The sequence below is a fragment of the Streptomyces violascens genome (assembly GCF_014649955.1).
In the GTDB taxonomy this organism is placed as follows: Bacteria; Actinomycetota; Actinomycetes; order Streptomycetales; family Streptomycetaceae; genus Streptomyces; species Streptomyces violascens.
Genome location: NZ_BMUA01000004.1, coordinates 460,225 through 478,568 on the forward strand (window position 1 = coordinate 460,225; position 18,344 = coordinate 478,568).

17 protein-coding genes are annotated in these 18,344 nt (G+C 71.8%); 10 read left to right on the plus strand and 7 right to left on the minus strand.

The annotated features are described in order from the left end of the window. Positions 1–251: 251 nt before the first annotated feature. From IE206_RS13145 to IE206_RS13155, 3 genes are all read left to right on the plus strand, one after another. Complete coding sequence (locus tag IE206_RS13145; RefSeq protein WP_189962276.1) at positions 252–1,424, plus strand: acyl-CoA dehydrogenase family protein; 1,173 nt, start codon at positions 252–254, stop codon at positions 1,422–1,424. A 293-nt stretch (positions 1,425–1,717) separates the two neighbouring features. Next, a complete protein-coding gene (locus tag IE206_RS13150; RefSeq protein ID WP_373300909.1) occupies positions 1,718–2,833 on the plus strand; it encodes an Rv3169 family protein in 1,116 nt (371 codons plus the stop codon). 35 nt (positions 2,834–2,868) lie between these two features. Beyond that, complete coding sequence (locus IE206_RS13155; RefSeq protein WP_189962278.1) at positions 2,869–3,969, plus strand: phosphotransferase family protein; 1,101 nt, start codon at positions 2,869–2,871, stop codon at positions 3,967–3,969. 63 nt (positions 3,970–4,032) lie between these two features. On the opposite strand, the gene IE206_RS13160 is transcribed toward IE206_RS13155, so the two are convergent. Further along, positions 4,033–4,455 (minus strand): hypothetical protein, encoded by a 423-nt coding sequence (locus IE206_RS13160; RefSeq protein ID WP_189962279.1) that lies wholly within the window; start codon positions 4,453–4,455, stop codon positions 4,033–4,035. Positions 4,456–4,657: 202 nt separating this feature from the next. Between IE206_RS13160 and IE206_RS13165 the strand changes: the two genes are divergently transcribed. From IE206_RS13165 to fxsA, 4 genes are all read left to right on the plus strand, one after another. Continuing rightward, the gene (locus tag IE206_RS13165; protein ID WP_053724457.1) at positions 4,658–5,098 is read left to right on the plus strand and encodes an Lrp/AsnC family transcriptional regulator; all 441 of its coding nucleotides are present in this window, start codon (positions 4,658–4,660) and stop codon (positions 5,096–5,098) included. 78 nt (positions 5,099–5,176) lie between these two features. Then, entirely contained in the window at positions 5,177–6,823 is a 1,647-nt protein-coding gene (locus IE206_RS13170; protein ID WP_189962280.1) for an amidohydrolase, read from the plus strand. Positions 6,824–7,412: 589 nt separating this feature from the next. Continuing rightward, positions 7,413–8,180, plus strand: coding sequence for a polyprenol monophosphomannose synthase (locus IE206_RS13175; protein ID WP_114038095.1), 768 nt, complete (start codon positions 7,413–7,415; stop codon positions 8,178–8,180). Positions 8,181–8,262: 82 nt separating this feature from the next. Next, the gene (gene fxsA, locus IE206_RS13180) at positions 8,263–8,841 is read left to right on the plus strand and encodes an FxsA family membrane protein (protein WP_189962281.1); all 579 of its coding nucleotides are present in this window, start codon (positions 8,263–8,265) and stop codon (positions 8,839–8,841) included. 96 nt (positions 8,842–8,937) lie between these two features. Here fxsA and IE206_RS13185 read toward each other — a convergent pair whose 3' ends face one another. From IE206_RS13185 to yczE, 4 genes are all read right to left on the minus strand, one after another. After that, positions 8,938–9,312 carry an RNA polymerase-binding protein RbpA gene (locus tag IE206_RS13185; RefSeq protein ID WP_053724453.1) on the minus strand — a complete coding sequence of 125 codons (375 nt, stop codon included), beginning with the start codon at positions 9,310–9,312 and terminating at the stop codon, positions 8,938–8,940. Between the two features lie 254 nt (positions 9,313–9,566). After that, a complete protein-coding gene (locus tag IE206_RS13190; RefSeq protein WP_189962282.1) occupies positions 9,567–10,937 on the minus strand; it encodes an MFS transporter in 1,371 nt (456 codons plus the stop codon). A gap of 48 nt (positions 10,938–10,985) precedes the next feature. Beyond that, entirely contained in the window at positions 10,986–11,750 is a 765-nt protein-coding gene (locus IE206_RS13195) for a glycerophosphodiester phosphodiesterase family protein (RefSeq protein WP_189962283.1), read from the minus strand. Next, on the minus strand, positions 11,747–12,442 hold the full coding sequence (gene yczE, locus IE206_RS13200) for a membrane protein YczE (protein ID WP_226598730.1): 696 nt from the start codon (positions 12,440–12,442) through the stop codon (positions 11,747–11,749). The genes IE206_RS13195 and yczE overlap by 4 nt, the downstream gene beginning before the upstream one ends. A gap of 112 nt (positions 12,443–12,554) precedes the next feature. Here yczE and IE206_RS13205 point away from each other — a divergent pair, with 112 nt between their 5' ends. Further along, a complete protein-coding gene (locus IE206_RS13205) occupies positions 12,555–14,057 on the plus strand; it encodes an SCO1417 family PLP biosynthesis transcription factor (RefSeq protein WP_189962284.1) in 1,503 nt (500 codons plus the stop codon). Positions 14,058–14,109: 52 nt separating this feature from the next. Here the strand turns inward: IE206_RS13205 and IE206_RS13210 are convergent, their stop codons facing one another. Then, on the minus strand, positions 14,110–15,642 hold the full coding sequence (locus tag IE206_RS13210; RefSeq protein WP_189962285.1) for a P-loop NTPase family protein: 1,533 nt from the start codon (positions 15,640–15,642) through the stop codon (positions 14,110–14,112). Between the two features lie 73 nt (positions 15,643–15,715). Continuing rightward, complete coding sequence (locus IE206_RS13215; protein ID WP_189962286.1) at positions 15,716–15,910, minus strand: hypothetical protein; 195 nt, start codon at positions 15,908–15,910, stop codon at positions 15,716–15,718. Positions 15,911–16,205: 295 nt separating this feature from the next. Here IE206_RS13215 and IE206_RS13220 point away from each other — a divergent pair, with 295 nt between their 5' ends. Both IE206_RS13220 and IE206_RS13225 read left to right on the plus strand, forming a co-directional pair. Further along, a complete protein-coding gene (locus tag IE206_RS13220; protein WP_189962287.1) occupies positions 16,206–16,598 on the plus strand; it encodes an ankyrin repeat domain-containing protein in 393 nt (130 codons plus the stop codon). Between the two features lie 266 nt (positions 16,599–16,864). Next, the gene (locus IE206_RS13225; protein WP_189962288.1) at positions 16,865–18,283 is read left to right on the plus strand and encodes a Mic19 family protein; all 1,419 of its coding nucleotides are present in this window, start codon (positions 16,865–16,867) and stop codon (positions 18,281–18,283) included. Positions 18,284–18,344: the final 61 nt, after the last annotated feature.

An 18,344-nucleotide genomic window follows, 5' to 3' on the forward strand; every position in this document is an offset into this window, starting at 1 on the left:
GACCAATTTCGGAGCGCTCGATTCCAGGACGATGCACGGCGCGGAGTCGGCTCGGAGAGCGGGTAAATCGTGATCTTGGGGCCAGTGACGGGACGCGTCCGATCGGGCATACTCACAGCGCCACGGCCGCCCGCCTGCTACTTCCGTGACCCGGAAGGGAAGGCATCGGCCGGAGAGCAGAGTCACCGGCGGCGCCGCCACACCCTGCGCGTGCGTCCGCCGAAGCGCCCGACAGGGAGGAGAGCGCCGCCATGCCCGACCGTGCCCCACAGCCGGTGGAACGACAGCTGCCCACCGAAGAGGCCCGGGACCTTGTCGCCCTTGTGCGCGACATCGTCCAGCGGGAGATCGCGCCTCGGGCCGCCGAGCAGGAGGACGCCGGGTACTTCCCGCGCGAGATCTTCACCCTGCTCTCCGAATCCGGCCTCCTCGGGCTCCCGTACGACTCCGGGTTCGGCGGGGGCGACCAGCCGTACGAGGTCTACCTCCAGGTGCTCGAAGAGCTCGCCTCGGCCCGGCTCACGGTCGGCCTCGGCGTAAGTGTCCACTCGCTCGCCTGCCACGCGCTCGCGGGCTACGGCACCAAGGAGCAGCAGGCCGAGCACCTGCCCGCGATGCTCGGCGGCGGCCTGCTCGGCGCCTACTGCCTCTCGGAGCCTTCGTCGGGATCGGACGCGGCCTCGCTGCGCACCAAGGCCGTGCGCGACGGTGCCGACTGGGTCATCTCCGGCACCAAGGCCTGGATCACCCACGGCGGGATCGCCGACTTCTACACCGTCCTCGCCCGCACCGGCGGCGAGGGTGCCCGCGGCATCACGGCCTTCCTCGTCCCGGGCGACGCCGAGGGGCTGAGCGCGGCGGTTCCCGAGAAGAAGATGGGCATGAAGGGCTCGCCCACCGCCCAGCTCCACTTCGACGGCGTACGCGTCCCCGATGCGCGCCGCATCGGCGAGGAGGGCCAGGGCTTCGCGATCGCGCTGTCCGCGCTCGACTCGGGGCGGCTCGGCATCGCGGCCTGCGCGATCGGCGTCGCCCAGGCCGCCCTCGACGAGGCGCTCGCGTACGCCACCGGGCGCGAGCAGTTCGGCCGGCCCATCGCCGACTTCCAGGGCCTGCGCTTCATGCTGGCCGACATGGCGACCCAGATCGAGGCGGGCCGCGCGCTGTACCTGGCCGCCGCCCGGCTCCGCGACGCGGGGCGCCCCTTCTCCCGCCAGGCGGCGATGGCCAAGCTGTTCTGCACGGACGCGGCGATGAAGGTGACCACGGACGCGGTCCAGGTCCTGGGCGGCTACGGCTACACGGCCGACTTCCCGGTCGAGCGCTTCATGCGTGAGGCGAAGGTCCTGCAGATCGTCGAGGGCACGAACCAGATCCAGCGCATGGTGATCGCCCGCCACCTCGCGGGCCCGGAAACCCGCTGACCCTCCCGGGAGCGGGGGGTGCCGGTGCGGGCCGGGGTGCCCGCCCGCTCAATTCCCCGCGCCCCTGGCCGGGTTGGCCTGTGCGGGGTGCGCATGCGCATGCGCATGCCGTCGGCTTGCCGACGATCGCGGGTGTCGGCCCGCTTCTGGCCTGTCCGGCGTTCGAGGGCGAGCGCCCCCCTTGCGCGGACGGGTGGGGAAGTCCGCCCAGGGGTCCCACCCCCGCTCGGGGTATGGCGAGGCGAGGCGAGCTGACGTACCGTCAGCTTCCGCTGATCCCACGGAGGTTGCCGATGGACCGCCCCATCCCCCTCGACGAGTACCCCATCCACCAGACCCCGCTCTCGATGAAGCACGTCGCGACGGGCGACCGCAACGCCTACGACCGCTGCATCTTCCACGTCTTCGACCACCAGGGCCGCGCCCTGCTCGTCGCGGGCCTCGGCGTCTACCCCAACACCGGGGTGATCGACGCCTACGCCACCCTGCGGGTAGGCGACCGACTGCACGCCGTCCGGGCCTCGGACGCCCTCACCGACGACCGTATGAACCTCGGCGTCGGCCCCCTGCGGATCACCGTCGACACTCCGTTGCGCCGCCTCACACTGCACTGCGCTCCCGATCCTGACGACCCGAATTCACTCTCGTACGAAATCGTCTGGAACGCGGACTTCCCCGCGCTGTGGGAACCCCATCATGTGCAGCGCCGGGGCGACCGGCTCACGCTGGAGGGGCGGCGGTTCGTGCAGGCGGGCCGGTGCACCGGGCTGATCCGCGTCGGCGGCGAGGAGATACCCGTCACGGCGGGGGAGTGGACCGGGACGCGCGACCGCAGTTGGGGGGTGCGCCCGATTCCCGGCGAGGAGGCGGGGCGCGGCGACGAGTACCGGCCCGAGGGCTTCCACTGGCTCTGGGTGCCCGCCCGGTTCGACGACCGGTTCGTCATGGTCATCGCCCAGGAGGACGCCGACGGCTACCGCACCCTCAACGAGGCCGTACTCGTGCGCGAGGGCCACCCCGACGCCCAACTCGGCTGGCCCCAGGCCGACATCACCTACCGACCCGGCACCCGCCACCCCGAACGCGCCGTCATCCACCTCACCGACCAGTCCCGCAAACCCCTCGAACTCGGCGTCGAGATCCTCGCCTCCTCCCCCCTCGCGGTCGGCGCCGGCTACCCGCCCGCCGACGGCTGGCAGCACGGCACCTGGCAGGGCCGCGGCTGGACCGACCGGCAGGTCTACGACCTGTCCGACCCGGCCGCCCACCCCATGGCCGCGTACGGCGTCACCGACCACGCCGCCCGCTTCACCCTCGACGGGCGGACCGGATACGGGATCTTCGAGCACGGCAGCTTCGGCCGCCACGACCCCAGCGGCTTCGCCGACTACACCTCCGTCGCTCCGTGAGAGCCGCCCGAGCCGCCCGTGAAGGGAGCACCGCCATGGCCACCGCGCCACGCCCCCGGACCTCCACCCGCGACCCCGAGGACCTCGGCCGCCGGCTCACCGCCTGGCTGGACGCCCGGCTGCCCGGCGCCCGCGTCACCGACATCCTGGTGCCGTCCTCCAACGGCATGTCGAGCGAGACCCTCCTCTTCGACATCGAGCACCCCGAAACCCCCGTCCGCGCCTGCGCCCTGCGGCTCGCCGCAGACCCCGCCGCCTACACCGTCTTCCCCGTGTACGACATGAGCCGCCAGCACCGCGTCATGCGCCTGGTCGCCGAGCACACCGACGTGCCCGTACCGCGGGTCCGCTGGCTGGAGGAGGACCCGGCGCCGCTCGGCGCGCCGTTCTTCGTGATGGACCGGGCCGAGGGGCTCGTACCGCCGGACGTCATGCCCTATACGTACGAGGGCAATTGGCTGCACGCCGCCACCGACGCCGAACGTGCCCGCCTCCAGGACGCCACCGTCGGCGTCCTCGCCCGGCTGCACGATCAATTCCCTTACCAGGAAGCCGAGTTCCTGCTGCCGGACCGCTTTCCCAAGGGGTCGGCCCTGAGTCGGCACGTCGCCGCCCAACGGGACTACTACGAATGGGTGGTTGACGGAGTTCCGCGCTCACCCCTCATAGAGGCGGCCTTCGACTGGCTCGACGCGCACTGGCCGAAGGACGAGGGCCCGTCGGTCCTCAACTGGGGCGACGCCCGCATCGGAAACATCATTTACGACGGTTTCGAACCGGCGGCCGTCATCGACTGGGAAATGGCTTCCTGCGGCCCCCGCGAGCTCGACCTCGGCTGGACCGTCTATCTGCACCGCTTCTTCCAGGACCTGACGGTGAGTTTCGGCCAGCCCGGCCTCCCGGACTTCCTGCGCCGCGACGACATCGAGCGCCGCTACGCCGAACTCACCGGCCACACCCCGCGCGACATGGAGTTCCACACCCTGTACGCGGCGCTGCGGCACGCGGTGGTCATGCTCCGGATCGCCTATCGCCAGCTGCACTTCGGCGAGGTCGAACCGCCCGCCGACCCGGACGCACTGATCATGCACCGGGACAGCCTGGAGGCCATGGTGCGCGGTACGTACTGGAGTTGAGCGGTCGTCGGCCGGACGCCCCCCTGCGGCGTCCGGCCCGTACGGAAGCTCTGGGCGCTCGGGTCAGGCGGCGCGGCGCATTCCCGGCACGCGCAGCGGGCGCGAGCCCGGGCCGCCGACGTGCGAGAACGGCTGGGTGCGCCAGTCGAGCCCCTGCGGGAGCGTGAGCAGCAGCGCGGTGTCCTGCTCCTGGACGTCGAGCGAATCGTCCGCCGCCTTCGCGTCCGCGGCCGAGCGCCCGGTCCCGGCGCACACCGTCAGGACGAACGGGTTCCACTTGCTCGGGCACAGCGCGTGCTCGGGCAGCTCGTCCTCGTCGGCGAGCAGCGCGATCGGCTGGGCACAGTCCGGGCAGATCACCCGGTACATCTCGAAGGTGTCGTACGCGTCGAGCGCGTCCTCTTCCTCGATCAGGTCGGTGATATCGGCAGGCTCCGGTTCGGTACGTTCACGTTCCATACGTCCGGTGCGCTTGGAATTCTGCATTGGGACACTCCCCCTCGGGTGGGCCGGCATTGCGCCGTGGCCGCGACCAAAGCAAGCACTTCCCGCCAAGTCCCGGCGATAACCGCGCGACCCCCGCCGAGCCGTCCGCAAACCTGTGGCGTTCGTCACATGCCGCCCGCAGATGCCCATTCCGGCGGCGCCCGACTGTGCCGGAGGCGACCCGGGGCATAGGTTGATCGCCATGGAGGAGCTGGACCGTCAAATCGTGGATCTGCTCGTCAAGGACGGGCGGATGAGCTACACCGACCTGGGCAAGGCCACCGGCCTGTCCACCTCGGCGGTGCACCAGCGGGTGCGGCGTCTGGAGCAGCGCGGCGTCATCCGCGGATACGCCGCCGTCGTGGACCCCGAGGCGGTGGGCCTGCCGCTGACCGCGTTCATCTCGGTCAAGCCCTTCGACCCCAGCGCCCCCGACGACATCGCCGAGCGCCTGGCGGGCGTACCCGAGCTGGAGGCCTGCCACAGCGTCGCCGGGGACGAGAACTACATCCTCAAGGTGCGCGTGGCGACCCCGCTGGAGCTGGAGCACCTGCTCACCCGCATTCGCACCCTGGCCGGCGTCTCCACCCGTACGACCGTGGTCCTGTCCACCCCGTACGAGGCGCGTCCGCCGCACATCTAGCCCACCCTGTTCCGGGCCACCCGGTAAGTACCACGGCCCTGTACGAGGCACGGCCGACGCGTATCTAGGCTGTCCTCCATGAGTTCCGCGAGTTCCGCACCCGAAGAGACCGCCCACCGCACCGTCCTGCTGCGCGGCGGCGACGTACACAGCCCCGCCGACCCCTTCGCCACGGCGATGGTCGTCGAGCGCGGACACGTCGCCTGGGTCGGCTCGGAGGGCGCCGCGGACGCCTTCGCCAGTGGGGTGGACGAGGTCGTCGACCTCGAAGGCGCCCTGGTCACCCCCGCGTTCACCGACGCACATGTGCACACCACCGCCACCGGCCTCGCCCTGACCGGCCTCGACCTGTCCTCGGCCCGCACGCTCGCCGAAGCCCTCGACGCCGTACGCGCCCACGCCGCCGCCCGCCCCGGCGACAAGGTGCTGCTCGGCAACGGCTGGGACGCCGCCCGCTGGCCCGAGCGGCGCCACCCCTCGCGCGCCGAACTCGACGCTGCCACCGGCGGCCGCCCCCTCTATCTGCCCCGCATCGACGTCCACTCGGCCGTCGTCACCACCGCCCTGCTCGACCTGGTCCCCGGCGTGCGCGACCTGGCCGGATTCCGCGACGGCGAGCCGCTGACCGGCGCCGCGCACCACGCGGTGCGGGCCGCGGCCCACGGCGCGATCACCCCGCGCCAGCGCTCCGAGGCCCAGCGCGCGGCGCTGCGCAAGGCCGCATCCCTCGGCATCGGCACCCTCCACGAGTGCGGCGGCCCCGACATCTCGGACGAGGACGACTTCACTTCGCTGCTCGCCCTGGCGCGCGACGAGGCAGGACCCCGGGTCTTCGGCTACTGGGCCGAGCGGGTCGCCGGCGCCAAGGACGCCGATCGCATCCGCGAACTCGGCGCGGTCGGCGCGGCCGGTGACCTCTTCGTGGACGGCTCGCTCGGCTCCCACACCGCCTGCCTGCACGCCCCCTACGCCGACGCCCCGCACACCGGGACCGGCCACCTCGACGCGGCCGACGTCGCCGACCATGTGGCCGCCTGCACCGAGGCCGGACTCCAGGCGGGCTTCCACGCCATCGGCGACGCCGCCGTCACCGCGGTCGTCGAGGGCATGCGGGCAGCCGCCGACCGGGTCGGCCTCGCCCGCATCCGCGCCGCCCGGCACCGCGTCGAGCACGCCGAGATGCTCACCCCGCACACCATCGCCGCCTTCGCCGAGCTCGGCCTCACCGCCTCCGTGCAGCCCGCGTTCGACGCGCTGTGGGGCGGCGAGGAGGGCATGTACGCCGAGCGGCTCGGCGCCGAGCGGGCCCGCACCCTCAACCCGTACGCCGCCCTCCTGAGGGCCGGAGTGCCGCTCGCCTTCGGCTCCGACTCTCCGGTGACCCCGCTGGACCCGTGGGGGACCGTCCGCGCGGCCGCCTTCCACCGCACCCTCGAGCACCGCATCTCGGCCCGCGCCGCCTTCACCGCCCACACCCGGGGCGGCTGGCGGGCGCTCGGCCGGGACGACGCGGGCACGCTGGTGCCGGGCGCCCCGGCCGACTACGCCGTCTGGCGCGCGGAGGAGCTCGTGGTCCAGGCCCCGGACGACCGGGTGGCCCGCTGGTCCACCGACCCCCGCTCGGGCACCCCGGGCCTGCCCGACCTCACGCCCGGCACCGCCCTGCCGGTCTGTCTGCGCACCGTGGTGTTCGGACAAACGGTATTCGCGCGTCCGAACGAGTGACATAGGTACATTTCGCACCTTTGGCGGACGCCCGTCACGGCATCGCCACGACCTGCGGATCTTCGGCACTGACCTGGTGATTCGCGGAAACGCCGCAGCTCAAACGGCTGTTGACAGAAAGCGGCGGAAGGCCGGTAGGTTCGGCCGAGTCCACCACAGGACGTCCGACCGGTTGGAACCTCCACGCAGTCGTCGAACGCCGCTGGGTCATGGGGCGGGGTGCCGCACCGGCACACCGCCACTGGGAGCCAGGTTCAGCGCCCGCGCCTCGGGGGCGAGGGAAGGTTTCAGCCGCGAGGGAGTCCCCCCTGCCCCTGCGGGCCCGGGGGAAGGTGCGACCCGGGTGGGGCCCGGACGCTCAGTAGACAACGGCTCTCGGTCGACCCGCAGCCAGCGGGTCCCAGGTCGGCCCGAAGGGCGCCGGGCCCCGGTACCGAGACGCTCCTTCACGACACCGTCCCGACATCCGGCATTCCGGCGGATCCCCGCCGCCATCCGGGCGCATCCGGCACCACGCACCCTCGCGGTACGGGCTGATCACGACCGCTCGCTATGGTGGACCCCTGCGTACGGACAATAAGGGGCAGTAGTGAACGACGGCGGTCAGAGGCGGTACGGCCCGCTGGGCAAGGCCTTGGTGATCATTCCGACCTACAACGAGGCGGAGAACATCAAGCCGATCGTCGCCCGCGTCAGAGCGGCGGTCCCCGAGGCCCACATTCTGGTCGCCGACGACAACAGCCCCGATGGCACGGGCAAGTTCGCGGACGAGATCGCGGCCGAGGACGACCAGGTGCACGTGCTGCACCGCAAGGGCAAGGAGGGCCTGGGCGCGGCCTATCTGGCCGGCTTCCGCTGGGGCATCGAGCACGACTACGGCGTACTCGTCGAAATGGACGCCGACGGCTCCCACCAGCCCGAGGAGCTGCCCCGGCTGCTCACCGCGCTCAAGGGGGCCGACCTGGTGCTCGGCTCGCGCTGGGTGCCCGGCGGGCGGATCGTGAACTGGCCCAAGTACCGCGAGTTCATCTCGCGCGGCGGCTCCACCTACTCCCGGCTGCTCCTCGGCGTCCCGATCCGCGACGTCACCGGCGGCTACCGGGCCTTCCGCCGTGAGACCCTCGAAGGCCTCGGCCTCGACGAGGTCGCCTCGGCCGGCTACTGCTTCCAGGTCGACCTGGCCCGCCGCGCGGTCGGCGCGGGCTTCCACGTGGTCGAGGTGCCCATCACGTTCGTCGAGCGCGAACGCGGCGACTCCAAGATGAGCAACGACATCCTGGTCGAGGCGCTCTGGCGGGTCACCGCCTGGGGCGTCGGCTCTCGCGCCAACAAGCTCCTGGGCCGCAAGCCCTCCTGAGCGGAGACCCGGGGTGTCTTGAGCAGGGCGTACTGATCACCTCCTTACGCCGTCCGGATCGGCTCCCAGGCACACTGGGAGCATGACGACCGGCACTCCGCCTCCGACAGTTCCCAAGCGCTCGCGCGCCCGCACCTTCGTACCCCTGGGGATCGCCGCCTGGCTGGTCCTGGAGATCTGGCTGCTCACCGTGGTGGCCGGCGCCGCCGGCGGGCTCACGGTTCTACTCCTGCTCGTCGGCGGCCTGGTGCTCGGCGGCTACGTGATCAAGCGGGCCGGGCGCCGCGCCTTCCGCAATCTGACGGAGACGTTTCAGCAGCAGCAGTCCGGGGTTGCCCCCGCCGCCAAGCCCGGCAGCGAGGGCAACGCGCTGACCATGCTGGGCGGGCTGCTCCTGATCATCCCCGGCTTCCTCTCGGACGTCCTCGGGCTGCTCTGTCTGCTTCCGCCGGTACGGAAGTCCGTGGCCCGCTTCGCCGAGCGCTCGCTGGAGAAGCGGATGCGGGCGGCCGCTCCCGGCAGCTTCGGCGACGCCTTCCAGCAGGCCCGCATCCACTACCCGGACGGCAAGGTCGTGCCGGGCGAGGTCATCCGCGACGACGGCCCGTCCTCGTACCCGCCGCGTGAGGACCGGGGTCAGCGCCCGCCGCTGACTCCCTGAAGGACGCCGACACCGCAGCAAAGAGCTGAGGGCCGGTCACACCAGGTGGTGTGACCGGCCCTCAGCTCTTAGGCGCTGTATCGCCGAATTGCGCGATCAGGCGGACTTGCGGCTGTCGCGCGGATGCACGGCAATGTTCATGGTGCCGGAACGCAGGACCTCCAGCCTCTCGGCCAGAACCTCCTCCAGTTCCTCGCGGGTGCGCCGCTCCATGAGCATGTCCCAGTGCGTACGCGCGGGCTTGCCCTTCTTCTCTTCAGGACCGTCGCCGTCCACCAGGAGTGCGGGGGCCCCACAGACCTTGCACTCCCACTCCGGCGGGATCTCCGCCTCCACCGAGAAGGGCATCTCAAAGCGATGTCCCTTCTCGCATGCGTACTCCACGGCCTGGCGCGGGGCCAGATCGATGCCGCGGTCGGTCTCGTAGCTGGTCACCACGAGGCGCGTGCCGCGAAGAGCTCGCTCACTCATGAATCGTGCCTCCCGGGCTTGTCGCCCACAGGACAGGTGTCACTGTCGTCGTCATCCGGTCAACGTCCGGTCGGCGGTAAAGATTCCCGTTCTGGGTCATGCGTCGCCGTCGTGCCGCCCCTTGTTGTACCCACCAGTGACCGGTTTGTCACATCTGACAGCAGATGTCACCCAGCGTCTTCACTACTTGAGCACGCAGTAACGGTCCGCCTGGCAGGCCAAAGGCGTACACTACCGGCCTTTCACTTCAACGTCTAAATCCGTGCCGGAACCGGGTTCCCGGCGGCCGCCACGGCGGCCCGCACCGGGACCCTGGCCAGCAGCACGAAGCCGACCACGAAGAAGACCACCAGCGAGATGATCGCATCCCGGTAGCTGCCGGTCAGCTGATACGCGAGACCGAACACCAATGGCCCCAGCCAGCTCAGTCCCCGGTCGCTCATCTCGTAGGCCGAGAAGTATTCGGCCTCCTTGCCGCTCGGCACCATGTGTGAGAAGAGCGACCTCGAAAGTGCCTGGCTGCCGCCGAGCACCGTCCCGATCGCTCCCGCCAGCACGAAGAAGAGCACCGGCTCGCGAGCCGGCAGGAAGAAGCCGACCCCGAGGATCAGCGCCCACACCGCGAGCGAGCCCAGAATCGTCCGCTTCGCGCCGTACGTCTGGGCAAGGCGCCCCATCCCCAGCGCGCCCGCCACCGCCAGGACCTGCACGAGGAGCACGGCCACGATGAGCGTGTTCTGATCCAGGCCGAGTTCCTCGGACCCGTAGACCGAGGCCTGCGAGATCACCGTCTGCACGCCGTCGTTGTAGATCAGATAGGCGGCCAGGAACGCGAGGGTCAGCGGGCGGGCCCGCATGTCCCGCAGCGTGGAGATCAGTTGCCGCCAGCCCGCGCCGACCTTCCCCTCGGCCGCGGCGACGCCGGCCGCCTTGCGGTCGCGCAGCCGCCTCAGCGGCACCAGCGTGAACGCGCCCCACCAGATCCCGGCCGAGGCCAGACAGATCCGTACGGCGGTCGACTCCGACACCCCGAAGCTGTCGTGGCCCGAGTAAAGGATCAGGTTGAGGACGAGGACGCCCGCGCCCGAGGTGTAGCCGAAGGCCCAGCCCCGCGACGAGACCCTGTCGCGTTCCTCAGGGCCCGCGATCTGCGGCAGGTAGGCGTTGTAGAGGACCATCGACACCGAGAGCGAGGCGTTCGCGACGATCAGCAGCACCGCCCCCAGGAGATAGCGGTGCCCGTCCAGGAAGAACATCCCGGCCGTCGCGGCCGCGCCCGTATAGGCGGCGGCCGCCAGGAGCGGCTTCTTGCGGCCGCTGCGGTCGGCCGCGGCGCCCACGACCGGCATCAGGACCACCGCGAGGATCACCGAGGCGGAGACCGCGTACGCGAAGACCGAGCCCGCCCGCACCGGGACGCCCAGCGGATGTACGAACCCGTCGGGGTCCGCCGCCGACTTGGCTGTCGCCGTCAGATACGGACCCAGGAACACCGTGAGCACGCTCGTGGAATACACCGAGCAGGCGAAGTCGTAGAAGTACCAGCCGCGTTGCTCACGCCTGCGGTCGGCCGTGCTCACCGGCTGTTCCGTCCGGCCCGTGATCTCAGAGATTTCAGCGCTCAACCCGCGCCCCCTCGCTCGTCCCCGTACGCGAGCGGTGGCTGCCGGGGCTCAGTGCCAGACTCCCCGGTCGGTCAGTACCGTGCGCAGTGTCTCCAGATGATCGGTCATGATGCCATCCACCCCCAGGTCCAGGAGAGCCCTCATCCGGTCGGGATCGTTGATGGTCCACACATGGACCTGCAGGCCAAGAGCGTGCGCGGTCCGTACGAAGCGCCGGTCCACCACCGGGATGCCGCTCTGGCTCTCGGGAACCTGGGCGCTCACTGCGCCGGTGCGTAGCGGCACGGGGATCCCGTACGAGCGAAGCCGCAGCGCGGCGACCCCGCGCACGCCGTACGAGGTGGCCAGGCGCGGGCCCGCGAGCCGGTGCGCCCTCGCGACGCGGGCCTCCGAGAACGAGCCGACGCAGATCCGGTCCCAGGCGTCGGTGCGGCGGATCAGGTCGATGAGCGGGACGAGCGCGGACTCGGCCTTCAGGTCGACGTTCCAGCGGGCTTCGGGGAAGGCCTCGAGGAGTTCCTCGAACAGCGGCAGCGGCTCGCGGCCGGCCACCCTGGCCTGCTCGACCTCGGCCCAGGGCAGCTCGGCGATCTTTCCCCGGGCGTCGGTGACGCGGTCAAGGGTCGCGTCGTGAAAGGCGACCAGGCGCCCGTCGGCCGTGGTGTGCACATCGGTCTCGAAGTACCGGTAACCGGCCGCGGCAGCCCGCTCGAAGGCGGCCGCGGTGTTCTCGATGCCGTCCGCCGCCCCGCCGCGGTGGGCGAACGGGATCGGCGAGGGATGGTCCAGATAGGGGTGGCGTACGCGAGTCACCGGGGAAGTATCGCGCGCCGGGGTGTCGGCTCCGCGACGGGCGTGCTGCGCGCGGGTGCCGGGGGCGTGACCTCGGGGGCGGGGCCGGACGCGGGCTCCTTCGCCCCTTCGGGGATCGCGAAGAGGCGGAGGAAGAACTGGGCGAGCGGCCCGATGGTCAGCGCGTACAGGACCGTGCCGATGCCGAGCGAGCCGCCGAGCAGGAACCCGGTCGCGACCACGATCACCTCAAGTGACGTACGGACAAGCCGAATCGATCGTCCCGTCACCTTGTGCAGACCCGTCATCAGGCCGTCGCGCGGGCCAGGGCCGAAGCGGGCCGAGATGTAGAGGCCCGTCGCCACGCCGTTGCAGACGGTCGCCGCAGCCATCAGCGGAACCTGTGCGAGCAGACCGTGCACATCCGGGACGACGGCGAGCGTGCCGTCCATGAAGATGCCGATCGCGAAGACATTGGACACGGTGCCGAGCCCCGGCCGCTGCCGGATCGGGATCCACAGGAGCAGCACCGCCGCCCCGACGACGATCGAGACGACGCCGATGGAGAGACCGGTGTGCTCGGCGAGCCCCTGGTGCAGCACCCCCCACGGTTCGAGACCGAGCCCGGCGCGCACGAGCAGCCCCGAGCTGACGCCGTACAAGGCGAGGCCGACGTAGAGCTGCAACAGCCTCCGCGTGAGGTGCGTGGACAAGGTAGTACCCCCTGGGTGGATCCTGTGTAGTGGTAGTGGACTGACTCATGACACTCTGTGGCGGGGAAATGGACCCCGCCCATGGCCAATTCGAGGAAGGTGGACTGACTTCATGGCTCAGTGGACCTCGGCGATCGGGCCCGCCCAGCTCGCCCGTCAGCTCCAGGCACAGCAGCCCCGCCCGGTCGGCGCGGGACTGCGCAAGCCGCCCGCCTACCGGGCGCTGGCCGACGGGATCCGGCTGCTCGTCCTCGAAGGCCGCGTTCCGGCCGCCGCCCGGCTGCCCGCCGAGCGCGAACTGGCCGTCGCCCTGTCGGTGAGCCGCACCACGGTCGCCGCCGCCTACGAGGCGCTGCGCGGCGAGGGCTTCCTCGAATCCCGGCGCGGCGCGGGCAGCTGGACCGCCGTGCCCGCCGGGCATCCGCTGCCCGGCCGCGGCCTGGAGCCACTCCCGCCCGAGTCGCTCGGTTCGATGATCGACCTGGGCTGCGCGGCGCTGCCCGCCCCCGAGCCCTGGCTGACCCGGGGTGTACAGGGCGCGCTCGAAGAGCTTCCGCCGTACGCGCACACCCACGGCGACTACCCGGCGGGACTGCCCGCCCTGCGCCAGATGCTCGCCGACCGCTACACCGCGCGCGGCATCCCCACGATGCCCGAGCAGATCATGGTGACGACAGGGGCGATGGGCGCGATGGACGCCATCTGCCATCTGTTCGCCGGACGCGGTGAACGCATCGCCGTCGAATCACCGTCGTACGCCAACATCCTCCAGCTCATGCGCGAGGCGGGCGCCCGTCTTGTGCCGATCGCCATGGCCGAGGGGCTGACCGGCTGGGACCTGCCGCGCTGGCGCCAGGTGCTGCGCGACGCCGCGCCCCGGCTCGCCTACGTCGTCGCCGACTTCCACAACCCCACGGGCGCGCTCGCCGACGAGGACCAGCGCCGCCAGCTCGTGGACGCGGCCCGCTCGGCCGGCACGGTGCTCGTCGTCGACGAGACGATGAGCGAGCTGTGGCTGGACGAGGACCTCGCCATGCCGCGCCCCGTCTGCACCTTCGACCCGGCCGGGGCCACGGTGCTCACCGTCGGCTCGGCGAGCAAGGCGTTCTGGGCGGGCATGCGCATCGGCTGGGTGCGGGCAGCGCCCGACGTCATCCGCTCGCTGGTCGCCGCCCGCGCGTACGCGGACCTGGGCACGCCGGTCCTCGAGCAGCTCGCCGTCAACTGGCTGATGGCGACGGGGGGTTGGGAGCAGGCGGTCGAGCTCCGCCGCACCCAGGCCCGCGACAACCGCGACGCCCTGGTCGCGGCGGTGCGCCGCGAACTCCCCGACTGGGAGTTCCACGTGCCGCGCGGCGGCCTCACCCTGTGGGTCCGCACGGGCGGCCTGTCGGGCTCCCGCCTCGCGGAGGTCGGCGAACGGGTCGGAGTGCGGGTGCCGTCCGGCCCCCGCTTCGGAGTGGACGGCGCCTTCGAGGGCTACGTACGCCTGCCGTTCACGGTGGGCGGCCCGGTCGCCGAGGAGGCCGCGGTGCGGCTGGCCGCGGCGGCGCGTCTCGTGGAGACGGGCGGCGGGTCGGGCGGTGCGGAGCCGCCTCGGACGTTCGTGGCGTGAGGGACGGCTTCCCGCGTTCAGCCAGGGCTTCCCGCCTTTCCGACGGGGCTTCCTACCCCTCCGCCGGGACCGCTTCCACCGCCGCCTCCCGCGCCGGAAGGAGGTCCAGGACCGCCTGGCGGTGGGCCTCCGTCGTCGCGTCGTCGTACGGGTCCGGCGTGGCCGGGACCTGGAGGCGCAGGACGGGGCCCGTGCCCAGGCGGGCGTAGCCGCGGCCCGGCGGGACGTCGGGGGTGGGGGTGGTGTGCGGCGGGACACCGAGCACCGATTCGACCTGGCCGGGCGAGGCGGGGCCCAGGACCACCCGGGCCCGGGTGTGGGAGCGTACGGGCTCGGACAGGTCGTCCAGGGTGTCGAACTGTTCGGCGACCACGACCGTCACCCCGGCGGCCCGGCCGTGCCGCAGCGGGATCTGGAGCAGGTGCTGGGGGTCGATCCGGCCGTCGGCCGCGGCCAGGTCGCCCAGTGCGCTGGGCCGGTCGAGCAGGATCCACAGCGGGCGCTTGGTGTCCTCGGGTGCCGGGTGGCCCGCCTGGCGCGCCCGGTTCGCGGCGATCAGCCGGCGCTCCGTCTCGTGCGCGGCCCATTCCAGGGTGGCGAGCGCCCCGGCGAGCCCGCACTCGACGGCGAGGACGCCCGAGCGGCCCGCGAGGCAGGCGTACTCACCGGTTCCGCTGCCCTCGACGATCAGCAGATCGCCCTGCTGGAGGACCTGCAGAGCGATGGAGCGGAGCAGCGTCGTGGTGCCCGCGCCGGGCTGGCCGACTACCAGGAGGTGGGGTTCGGTGGAGCGGGGCCCCGTCCGCCAGATCACCGGAGGGGCGTCGTGGCTCTCCTCGCCCGCGGTCACGGGCACCGTCCGCTGCACGGCGTCCGAGTCCGTGAAGCCGAGGACCGTCTCGCCCGGCGAGGTCACGAAGCGCTGGGCCGCGATCGTGGTGGGCAGCGCGTCGAGCACGCTCATGACGAGCTGGTTGCCCTCCTCGTCCCAGGCGAAGTGGTACTCGCGGCCGCGCCCCGACTTGGTGTGCAGAAGCTGTTCGATACGGGCGCGCGCGTCGGCCTCGCTGTCGGTGAAGTACGCCGGGTAGCGCACCTGGAGCCGGGTGAGCCGGCCGTCGTCGTCGAATGCGAACTCGCTGAAGGCCGTCTCCCACTCGCCTCCGTGGGAGTAGAGCGGGTCCGGGTCCTCCGGGACGGAGAAGTACGGCACGAGCGCCTCGTAGAGGGCCTGGAGGCGGGCGAGTTCGGCCTCGTCGGGGCCGGTCTTGACGGCCGGCCTCACACGGCCCTTCCAGCCGGCCGCGCCCATCACCGTGATCAGGGCGAGGAGCGGACCGTACGGGATGAGCGCGACGACCAGGATGACGGCCGCCGTCAGGAACAGCGCGGGACCACGGCGTTCCTTGGGGCTGGCGGCCCATCTGGCGTGCAGGGCGGCGGCGATCAGCCGCAGGCCGCGGCTGATCGTGATGAGCGGATGGAGAACGTCGGCGGCGCTGTCGGTGGCCGTGCGCGCGATCTCGCGGCTGCGAACGAGGGGTGCGCTGCTGCTCAGAATGCGGGGGAGCGGTCGCCGGGCCACATCGTTCTCCTGGAGTTGTGTCCGCGGCGGTGGCCGCGGCCCTGTCTGCCGTCGTACGCAGGACAGCGGGAGATCAGAACTTGATCCCGCCCAGCATGCTGGCCAGGCTCGCGCCTCCGGCGGTGATGCTCGGGGCGATGGCGGTGCCCGCGAGGTAGAAGCCGAAGAGCGCGCACACGAGCGCGTGCGAGGCCTTGAGTCCGTCTTTCTTGAAGAAGAGGAAGCAGATGATTCCGAGCAGCACCACGCCTGAGATGGACAGGATCATTTGGGGATCTCCTGGTCGAGGGGACGGTCACCATGAGTTCTTCCAGGCTCACAGGAAGTATCTATGCGATAAAAGGTGCAAATGGGTGAATTATCGCCGATTTCACTGGGGTGGCGGATATGAAAAGCGGCTCGGAGCGGCACACTGTGCGGCCGCAGGGACGCGAAACGTCACTCGCGGTGATCTTTGCCGCCGTAGGGCCACGTCATGTCCCCCCTCGGGCAGTACCCTGTCGATTCACTCGTACGGCTCTGTCGCCGTGCGGGTTTGTTCCGTTGCCCCTAAGGAGTGTTCGATGAGCGAGGAACTCGATCCCGAGGTGGTCGAGCTGGCGGCCAAGATCTTCGAGCTGGCCCGTCAGGGTGACGCCGAGGCGCTCGCCGCGTACGTCGACGCCGGGGTGCCCGCCAACCTCACCAACGACCGCGGCGACTCCCTCGTGATGCTGGCCGCCTACCACGGGCATGCCGAGGCCGTGGCCGCCCTGCTGGCCCGCGGCGCCGAGGCCGACCGCGCCAACGACCGCGGCCAGACCCCGCTCGCCGGCGCCGTCTTCAAGGGCGAGGACGCCGTGATCAAGGCCCTGCTGGCCGGCGGAGCCGATCCTTCCGCAGGGACGCCCTCCGCGGTCGACACGGCCAGGATGTTCGGCAAGACGGACCTGCTCGCCCTGTTCGGGGCCAACTGAGCGTCCACCAAGCGTTTACGGGGGATCCACCGAAGAGCCCGCTGAGAGGGGCGCCGTAAATGTGGTCGCGATGGCGAAATGGCTGGGTCATCATGACGTCGAACCCCTACATCGGGGGCAGGGTCCCTACATCGGGGACCGCGACGAAAGGCAGGAAGATGGTCTACACCAAGCAGAAGACGGCGGGCGACCCCTCATGTTGCTGCGCGGCCTAGGGCAAGGCACGAATCCCGGTTGCGTCGACAGCTTGATGTGAGGCTATTTCCATGTTCGATCCAGTCATAGCGCCGAGCGGCACGCTGCTCGGTCTGCTGCAGCGGGGCCGCGGCGACGGCACCCTGCACGCGCTGGCCGCCCCGCGCGACGAGGCCCTGGCGGCCCTCAACCACTGCGTTCTGAGCGACCCCCGCCACGACTGGCAGGTCGAGAACCGCTCGCTGTACTACGCGCGCCTCTTCCTGGATCTCGACGGCGGGCTCGACCAGATCGAGCGCCACCTCTTCGGCGCCGAGGACATCCTCGACACCGAGGACTCCAGGACCGGGCTCGCCCTCGCCGTCCTCGGCCACCTCGCCTCGTACGGCAGGAACGACGCGCTCGCGCTGCTCCGCCGCTACGCCGCGGCCGGCTCCAACTGGGCCTGGGCCCTGGACGAGCTCGCGCTGCGCGACGACGACGCGGGCCTGCGCGGCCTCGCCACGTCCGTGCTCGGCCGCTTCCCCGCCACCGCGGAGGGCGACGCGGAGCTCGCCGCCACCGTGCGTGACGCCTACGAGCCGCGCCCCTGGCGGTTGTGGGCCGAGGATCCGCGCGAGAGCGTGGGCGCCCGGGTCCGTGCCGCCCAGGAGACCGGCTCCTTCGACCGCTGGCAGCGCCAGATGCGGCCGTCCGGACCCCGTCCCGGATGGAGCGTGCAGGCCGTCTTCGACTGGGCCGACGAAGGCCTGGAACGCGGCACGGTCCTGCACCTGCCCGCGGCCAGGTGCCTCGGCGCCGTCGCCGGGCCCGAGGACCGGGACGCCATCATCGAGGCGGCCCGCTCCGGCACCGACGGAGCCCGCGGCGCCGCCCTGCACTATCTCGCCGAGTCGCGCGACGCCCGCGTGCTCGACCTGATCGAGGCCGCCGTCTCGGCCGGATCCCGTATCGCCGCCGAAGCCGCCGTCCACGCCTTCGAGCGGATGTGCGGCCCCGAGGCCGTCGACCGGGCCCGCGGCTGGGTCCAGCGCCCCGACGAACTCGGTGCCTCCGCCGCCAGCGTGCTCGCCTCACGCGGCGAGGCCGGCGACGAGAAGCTGGTGCTCGGAGCGCTCCGCGAGACCGTACGTTCCGAAGGCCCCGACGCGCCGCTCCTTCGGGCGCTCGTCGACGGGGCGGGACGGCTCGGCATCTGCTGCGCCGCCCCCGTTCTGCGGCACATCTACCGCGAGACCGCCTCCTCACAGCTGCGCGGCCGCACCGCCCGCGCCCTCGCCGCCACCGACCCGACGTTCGCCACCGGCTTCGCCGTCGAATGCCTGTGGGACTGCGAGGAGACCACCAGAGAAGTGGCCGCCCAGTACGCCGAGCTCGTCGACGCCCGCGTCGCCGAACGGCTGCGCAGGCTCGCCGCCGACCCGGCCGAGGAGGCCGAGGTGCAGAGCGCCATCCACGACCGGCTCGGCCCGGACCCCACGGCCGTGTGACCCACGGCAACCGGAGCAGGCCCGTGCGATCCACGACCGGACCTCCGGATGAGACAACGCT